6 protein-coding genes are annotated in these 6,000 nt (G+C 71.8%); 3 read left to right on the top strand and 3 right to left on the bottom strand.

What is annotated here, in order from left to right:
• Window positions 1–67: 67 nt before the first annotated feature.
• Window positions 68–1,432 (top strand): MFS transporter, encoded by a 1,365-nt coding sequence (locus tag GUY60_RS10505; protein WP_161696223.1) that lies wholly within the window; start codon window positions 68–70, stop codon window positions 1,430–1,432.
• Window positions 1,433–1,494: 62 nt separating this feature from the next.
• Window positions 1,495–2,586 carry an acyl-CoA dehydrogenase family protein gene (locus GUY60_RS10500; RefSeq protein WP_161696221.1) on the top strand — a complete coding sequence of 364 codons (1,092 nt, stop codon included), beginning with the start codon at window positions 1,495–1,497 and terminating at the stop codon, window positions 2,584–2,586.
• Window positions 2,587–2,701: 115 nt separating this feature from the next.
• Here the strand turns inward: GUY60_RS10500 and GUY60_RS10495 are convergent, their stop codons facing one another.
• The 3 genes from GUY60_RS10495 to GUY60_RS10485 form a co-directional block, all read right to left on the bottom strand.
• Window positions 2,702–2,920 (bottom strand): hypothetical protein, encoded by a 219-nt coding sequence (locus GUY60_RS10495; RefSeq protein WP_161696219.1) that lies wholly within the window; start codon window positions 2,918–2,920, stop codon window positions 2,702–2,704.
• Window positions 2,921–2,937: 17 nt separating this feature from the next.
• On the bottom strand, window positions 2,938–3,888 hold the full coding sequence (locus tag GUY60_RS10490) for a MerR family transcriptional regulator (protein WP_161696217.1): 951 nt from the start codon (window positions 3,886–3,888) through the stop codon (window positions 2,938–2,940).
• 129 nt (window positions 3,889–4,017) lie between these two features.
• Window positions 4,018–5,217, bottom strand: coding sequence for a cytochrome P450 family protein (locus tag GUY60_RS10485; RefSeq protein WP_161696215.1), 1,200 nt, complete (start codon window positions 5,215–5,217; stop codon window positions 4,018–4,020).
• A 100-nt stretch (window positions 5,218–5,317) separates the two neighbouring features.
• On the opposite strand from GUY60_RS10485, the gene GUY60_RS10480 reads away from it, so the two are divergent.
• Window positions 5,318–5,947, top strand: a complete 630-nt coding sequence (locus GUY60_RS10480) for a TetR/AcrR family transcriptional regulator (RefSeq protein WP_312866246.1) — start codon at window positions 5,318–5,320, stop codon at window positions 5,945–5,947.
• The last annotated feature ends 53 nt before the right edge of the window (window positions 5,948–6,000 follow it).

The raw sequence follows: 6,000 nt of genomic DNA, 5'->3' as shown, positions 1-6,000 counted from the left end.
TATAAGAGACAGCCCCCCACTCCCTGTCGCGTCGCCCAACACCCCTACCGCTCATGGGAGTTATGCCATGTCCGCCGCACCGTCCCCGCACGACTCCGCGAGACCGAAGACCACCACCGCCGCCACCACCCCTGACCCCGCCCTGCTGCGCAGGGTGGCCCTGTCGAGCCTGCTCGGCACGATCATCGAGTACTACGACTTCCTGCTGTACGGCACCATGGCCGCCCTCGCCTTCGGGCCGCTGTTCTTCCCCGAGACGAATCCGACGGTCGGCACCATCGCCGCGTTCGGCACCCTGGCCGCCGGGTATGTGGCGCGGCCTGTCGGCGGTGCCGTCTTCGGTCACTTCGGTGACCGGCTCGGCCGCAAGACCATGCTGGTCCTCACCATGATCCTGATGGGCGCGGCCAGTTTCCTGATCGGCGTGCTGCCCACGTACGAGACCATCGGCCTCGCGGCGCCGATCCTCCTCGTACTGCTCCGCGTCGTGCAGGGCATCGCCATCGGCGGCGAGTGGGGCGGTGCGACGCTGATGGTCGTCGAGCACGCCGACGCGCGCCGCCGCGGCCTGTGGAACGGCCTCATGCAGATGGGGTCACCGATCGGCTTCCTGCTCTCCACGGTCGCCGTCACCGCGATCTCGCGGCTGCCCCGCGACCAGTTCATGTCCTGGGGCTGGCGCGTCCCGTTCCTGTTCAGCGCGCTGCTCCTGGTGATCGGTCTGTACGTACGCCTCAGCATCAGCGAGAGCCCGCTGTTCCGGCAGGCGGTCGAGGCGCAGCGGGAGCGGAAGGCCACAGGTCCGGCCCGGCTTCCGCTGGCCCAGGTGCTGCGGCGGCCGCGCGCGCTGCTGCTCGCGTGTGCGGTCGGCATCGGCCCGTTCGCGCTGACCGGGCTCATCAGCATCTACATGCTCACGTACGCCACCGGCATCGGATACGCCACGGCCGACGTGATGAACGGGCTCATCGCCGCGTCGTTCGCGGGCCTGGTGACGATCCCGGCGTTCTCGGCGCTGTCCGACCGCGTCGGCCGCCGGGCCGTCGTCGCCGGCGGTGCTGTGGGCATCGTGCTGTGCGCGTTCCCCATGTACGCCCTCATCGACACCAAGTCGCCCACGGCCCTGATCCTCGGCATGCTGATCGGCCAGTCGCTGCAGTCCGCGATGTACGCGCCGCTCGGGCCGCTGCTGTCCGAGATGTTCGGCACCGAGGTCCGTTACACGGGGGCGTCTATGGGCTACCAGTTGGCGGCGCTGATCGGCAGCGGCTTCACCCCGCTCGTCGCCAGCGGCCTGCTCTCCGGGCCCGGCGGCCTGCGCAGCGCTCCGCTCTCGGTCCTGGCCATCTGCTGCGCACTCGTCTCCACGCTCGCCGTGTGGCGTATCGCCGAGACCCGCGGCAAGGACCTGTCCGCACCCGAAGGCGCCTGACCGCCGCACCGGCACCACACCTCTAGGGCGCCCGCGGGCGCCGAGAAGAAAGGAGCAGCCGAGTGAGGCTGACGGAGGAACAAGAAGAACTGCGGTCCGCCGTACGGTCCTTGCTCGGCCGCCACGAGGGGGCGGCGGCCTGGCACCCCCTCACCGAGCAGATCGGCGTCGCCGCGCTCGCGGTCCCCGAGGAGTACGGCGGCGTCGGCTGCGGGGCACGTGAAGTCCACGTGGTCATGGAGGAGTTGGGGCGCGCGCTGAGCCCCGTGCCGTATCTCGGCTCCGCCGTGCTCGCCGTACGGGCGCTGCTCGCCTCCGGCGACGAGACGGCCTGCGCACACCTCCTGCCCCGGCTCGCCGACGGGAGTGCGGTGGGTGCGCTGGCCTGGGCCGAACAGGGCTCATGGGACCCGGCGACGATCCGCGCCACGGCCACCCCCGCACCCGGCGGGGGGTGGCTGCTCAGCGGGACCAAGGAGCTCGTCCTTCACGGAGCCGAGGCGGACGTGCTCCTGGTCGCGGCCCGTACGGACGCCGGGCTCGCCCTCTTCCACGTACCGACGGACGGCACCGGCGTACACCGCGAGGCGGCCGTGACGATGGACCAGACCCGACCCCTTGCCCGCGTGCGGCTCGACGCCGCCGAGGCCCGGCTCGTCGGCACGGACGGTACGGGCGAGGCGGTGCTGCGGCACGTACTGGACCTGGCCTGCGCGGCGCTCGCCGCGGAACAGGTCGGGGCGGCCGAGCGCTGCCTCGAACTCACCGTCGCCTACGCCAAGGAGCGCGTGCAGTTCGGCCGCCCCATCGGCTCGTTCCAGGCGGTGAAACACCGCCTCGCGGACGCGTACGTCCAGGTCGAGTCGGCCCGCTCGGCGGCGCTCGCCGCGGCCTTCGCCGCGGCCGCCGAGTTGCCCTCGACCTCCCCCTCACCCGAACTGACCCGCAGGGCGGCGGTCGCCAAGTCGGCCTGCTCGGAGGCGTTCTCGTCGGTGGCGGGCGAGATGGTCCAGCTCCACGGCGGCATCGGCATCACCTGGGAACACTCCGCCCACCACTACTTCAAGCACGCCCACAGCACGGCCCAACTCCTCGGCCCACCGGCTTGGCACCGGGCCCGCCTGGCGGCGGAGTTGGGGATGCCTTCGGCCTGACGGCCGGAGTCGGTCTGACGGCCGGAGTGGGTCTGACGGCCGGAGTGGGTCTGACGGCCGGCGTCGGTCCGGCGGGGCTCGACGTGCCGGGTGCCGTCAGCCCTGCCGGGTGCCGTCAGCCCTTCCGCCCCGCCTTCGCCCGCCCGCGCGCCCAACCCGCGAGAACCGCGCCGACGACGACGGCGGCCACGTGAACCGTGATGCCCGCCGCGAACCCGCCCGGCAGCCAGGCCAGGAGTCCGGCGTTGCCGTGGTCGACGAGCTGACGGATCGCTCCCTGCGCCCCGAGGACGAGGAGAGCCACACCCAGGATCTGCAATGCGTCGTACTTCATGTGATGCCCCCCAGGACTCAAGTGGTCGCCGCCGCGGCACCCGTGCCGCAGAGAACAGTGGTGAACCAGGTACGGACGGGAGCGAGCGTCGGTGACGCGGACCACCCGTTGACCGTTCCCAGAAGCCGCCAGTAGCGCTCGGCGCGCGGGTCGGCGGCCGGCTGCAGCCGGGCCAGGAGCCAACGACGCAGGTCGCCGTCACCGGCCCGCGCGTAGGCGTGGCCATAGAGGCCGCTCAGCGAGTCGGCGAGGGGCGTGGCCTGCGCGGATGCGGGCAGCAGGCCGATGGAGACCGCTTCGTCGATCCGCTCGCGCACCGCCTGGTTCAGGCCGTGGTGCAGGCCGTTGACGTCCTGCCGGGAAGGTTCCTCCGCCTGCTCGGCGGCCAGCCGCCGGACGGCGGTGCGGAGGTCCTCGGTCTGACACAGTTCGGCGAGCTCCACCCAGGCCGCGACCTGCTCGGGCGTGGGGTCGTCGGGGAGTTCGGGCAGGGTGGTTCGCATGAGGTGCACGAACTCGGGGTTGGTTTCGAGGCCTTCGAAGGCGTCGTCGATGAAGTCGGTCACCAGTCTGCGCTGTTCGGACCGGGAGAGCGTGGCGAGTCGGTGGATGAGATCCATCTCCATGGGGGTGGGGCAGCCGCGGGCGAATGCCCGTAGTACGGCCCGACGCAGGCGAAGCGTCCGGATCTGTACGTCCAGGGCGTCGGCGTGCGCCTCGGCGACTTCCGGTACGGATGCCTCCCGGTCGAGCACCTTGCGGACAGTCGCCAGGTCGAGCCCGAGGTCACGCAGCGTGCGGAGCAGTTCCAGGCGTGCGAGCGCGTCGGCCCCGTACAGCCGGTAGCCCGCCGGGCTCCGGCCGGTCGGCGGGACGATGCCCTGGTCGGAGTAGTACCGGATGGTCTTCACCGTCAGGCCTGTCCGGCGGGAGAGCTCTCCGATGGAATAGAGCGTGTCGCTGTCCATGACCCCAGCTTGGTGTCTCCCCCCACGGGAGACACAAGCGAGGCCTTCAACCGGCCGGTGCCCGGCGTGAGTTCGGTCCGAGGAGTCCGGTGTCCCCCTGTCGGCGAGACGCCCCCTGCGGACCCCGCCTCACCAGCGCAGCGGCAGCCGGCTCAGGCCGCGCAGGAGGCTGGGGCGCCAGTCGGGTGCGGGGTCGCCGTCGATCGCCAGGTCGGGGAAGCGGTCGAGGAGGGCGCGCAGCGCGAGGTTGGCTTCGAGGCGGGCGAGCGGTGCGCCGAGGCAGTGGTGGATGCCGTGCCCGAAGGTGAGGTGGGAGCGGGTCAGCGCCGGGTCGCGGTGGATGTCGAAACGTTCCGGGTCGGGGAAGCGTGCCGGGTCGCGGTTGGCGGAGGCGAGGGAGATGACCACGCGCGCGCCCTTCGGGATCTCCGTACCGGCGATGGTGACGGGCTCGGAGGTGTACCGGTACGTACCGGCCTGCGAGGGCGGTTCAAAGCGCAGTGCCTCCTCCACCGCGTTCTCCAGGAGGCCCGCGTCGGCGCGGAGCGCGGCGAGCTGCTCGGGGTGGGTGAGGAGCAGATGGGCGGCGTTGGCGATGAGGTTGACCGTCGTCTCGTGCCCGGCGACGAGCAACAGGAAGGCCATACCGATCAGTTCCTCGTCGGTGAGATGGTCACCGTCCTCCTCGTGCGCCCGCACGAGCGCGTGCAGCAGATCGCCTTCCGCCGCCTGCTCGACCTGCCGCTTCTCCTCGATGAGCCCGGCGAGATAGACCGCCATCTCCTGCGCGGCCAGGCCCGAGGTCTCCGGTTCGCCGATGGCGAGGATCTTCGCGGTCCAGGCCCGGAAGGTGTCGTGGTCGACCCCTGGAACGCCGAGCAGTTCACAGATGACGGTCAGCGGCAGCGGAAAGGCGAAGGCGTCGATGAGGTCGCCGCGCCCCGACGGCCCCATGGCGTCCAGGAGTTCGTCCACCGCCACCTGGATCCGGGCCCGCAGCGCCTTGATGCGGCGCGCGGTGAACTCACGGGCGACCAGGGACCGCAGCCGGGTGTGGTCGGGCGGGTCGGTCTGCAGCATGTTGCGGCCGATGGAGTACAGCCCGTCGCTGTCGTACTCGGCGGAGTACCGCACGTCGTGCCGCATCCGCGGGTCGGCGAGAGCGGCGCGGGCCTCCTCGTGGCCGAGGATCATCCACGCGGTGTCCCCGGTGGGGAAACGGACGTGGTGGACGGGCCCCCGCTCACGCAGGGCCCGGAAGGCCGGGTACGGATCGATGCCGAAGTCCCCGGTCCAGGCGGCCAGTTCCTCGGTGTGCCGATCAGGCATGGCGAACCCTTCTCGAAATGGGGAGTAGTCCCCGCTTCCTCGTCCCGGCGACCCTAACAGGAACCGGGGAGTGCTCCACAGATCGGGTACTGTGCGGTGCGTGAGAAGGGACGCACAGCGCAACCGTGAACTGGTACTGGCCGCCGCCCGAGAGGTGTACGCCGAGCAGGGCGTCGAGGCACCGCTCGACGTGATCGCCCGCCGGGCAGGGGTCGGCAACGCCACCCTGTACCGCCGTTTCCCGGACCGGGCGGCCCTGATCGAGGCCGTCTTCCACGTGACGCTCGCCGCAGTGATCGACGCGGGCGAGGAGGCGCGGCGGGCCGAGGACCCCTGGGCGGGCCTGAACGGCTACCTGGACCGGGTCTTCACGGTGCTCGCCGCGGACCGGGGCGCCAACGACCTGATGACGACGGGCATCCAGGGCGTGCCGACCCTGGAGAAACTGCACGTCCACAACGCCGAGACCTTCGCGGGCCTCCTCGACCGCTGCCGCGACCAGGGCCTCGTACGCGCCGACGTGGTCACCGAGGACCTCCTCCTCGCCCTCGCCGCACTGGGCCGCGCGGCCCCGGCCCTGGAGACAGCGGCCCCCGGCTCCTGGCGCCGCCCCCTCGCCCTCCTGACCGACGGCCTGCGCGCGGAGGGCGCGCACACGCTGCCCACGGAGCCGCTGACGGCGGATCAACTCGCGTCCGTACTGGGTGAGTTGAACCATCCTCGAGGGTGAGGTTCGGCTCGGGTTCGGCGCAGGTTCGGCGCGGTGACCTCGCAGGTCTCGGC

The organism is Streptomyces boluensis (genome assembly GCF_009908195.1).
Lineage (GTDB): Bacteria > Actinomycetota > Actinomycetes > Streptomycetales > Streptomycetaceae > Streptomyces > Streptomyces boluensis.
Note: the sequence above shows the minus strand (reverse complement) of the source record. Positions and strands in the feature narration are given on the sequence as shown.